Source organism: Colwellia hornerae (assembly GCF_007954355.1).
Classification (GTDB): Bacteria; Pseudomonadota; Gammaproteobacteria; order Enterobacterales; family Alteromonadaceae; genus Colwellia_A; species Colwellia_A hornerae.
This window is the reverse complement of sequence record NZ_VOLR01000074.1, coordinates 1-1,432: the sequence shown is the minus strand read 5'-3', so window position 1 is coordinate 1,432 and position 1,432 is coordinate 1. Positions and strand designations below refer to the sequence as shown.

2 protein-coding genes are annotated in these 1,432 nt (G+C 34.9%); both read left to right on the top strand.

Annotated features, from left to right (window positions below; all coding sequences use genetic code 11):
* Window positions 1-151: 151 nt before the first annotated feature.
* On the top strand, window positions 152-682 hold the full coding sequence (locus ESZ26_RS18995; RefSeq protein ID WP_223271736.1) for a substrate-binding periplasmic protein: 531 nt from the start codon (window positions 152-154) through the stop codon (window positions 680-682).
* Between the two features lie 154 nt (window positions 683-836).
* Window positions 837-1,295, top strand: coding sequence for a YybH family protein (locus tag ESZ26_RS18990; RefSeq protein WP_146801374.1), 459 nt, complete (start codon window positions 837-839; stop codon window positions 1,293-1,295).
* The last annotated feature ends 137 nt before the right edge of the window (window positions 1,296-1,432 follow it).

Genomic DNA, 1,432 nt, shown 5'->3' with positions numbered 1-1,432 from the left:
AATGGTTTGCTAGTCGATAGCTATTTGCAAACTTGTTTAAATGAACTGGCTAAAAAGCCAGAGAGCCTAGAGCACCTGCTGCCTTGGAACATCAAGCAAGGCTAGATGCCTTTCCCCATACGCTTACCCTTTACCTGCTCAAAGAGCGCAGTTGTTAGCCAATACAGGACAAAATAATGGCGAAATAATGCGAATTTGGACATATGGAGATGAGAATAAGCAAACGGTCAGAGTCCCGACCCCTTATTATTATTTGCAAACTATGCCTTTTAGCCTAGTAAGTAGGCAGATCAATATTGTTAATAAAGACGATTTAAAAAAATACAAATTGGCTAAAGTTAGAGGGGTAAAGCATACCAATAATATAACGAAAGGCTTGAGGAATGTTTTCGAAATGAATAGTACCGAAAATATGTTTAAAATATTACAAAATGGTCTAGTTGATGTTGTCTTAACCAATACAATTGATGGACAATTAATATTAAAAAGGTTGGGATACGAAAATATAGTTCCTGCGAAAGAGCCATTAGCTGTTCTCCCTCTTTATCATTATATACATCAGAAGAATAAAAATTTGGTTCCCCTTATTAATCAAGAAATATTACGTTTGCAACAAAATGGAGAATTGAGAAAGCTAATCGCCTTAGCTGAAAAGCAGGTGATCAGTTTAAATCACCAATGATTGTTATATTTAAATCCCGTTGCTCATCGTCGTATACAAGTTCCCCTATAACACGATTAACTGACGATTTTATTTTATTTGTTCTTTGGCTTTTATCTGTGCTTAAGTACTATGGATTTAACTTTAAAAATATAACAACTCTTTGGAATAATTTATGTTCATAACAATGAAAAGTCTTTTACTGTTAATCCTCTCTTTAGCAAGTTATCAGGTCTTAAGTGCTACTAATAACGCTGATCAGTTAGCAATATCGGCCCAAGCAAAAGCATTTTCTCAAGCTTTTGTTAATGGTGACATTGAAACAATCATGGCTATTTATAGTCCTAATGCAAAAATTATTAATGGCAATGACAACATAGAAAATGATATTAACGTCATTCGAGAATACTGGACTCCAAACCTTAAAAGTAGCTGGCAGCTAAAATGGCATAAAACTCAATCAGATGAACTTATTATCGACGGCCAACTCGCCAGTGATATTGGTTATTATTCTGGATTATCTATGAATGAAGATGGTCGAGAAAGTCAATTTGGCGGGGCATATGTTATTGTTTGGCGAAAAATAGACGGTGTTTGGCGTATTCATCTTGATATGTGGAATGATATTAAATAGCGTACTAAATGACCCTGTAACAAAATCTGTGTAACTGCCTATCATTAATACCCATATAGGGTTTAGGATAGGCAGACTATGAATAAGAAAGAACTAGAAGTATTTGCTAAGCAAGCAGCCAAAGGTATTAAGTCCGA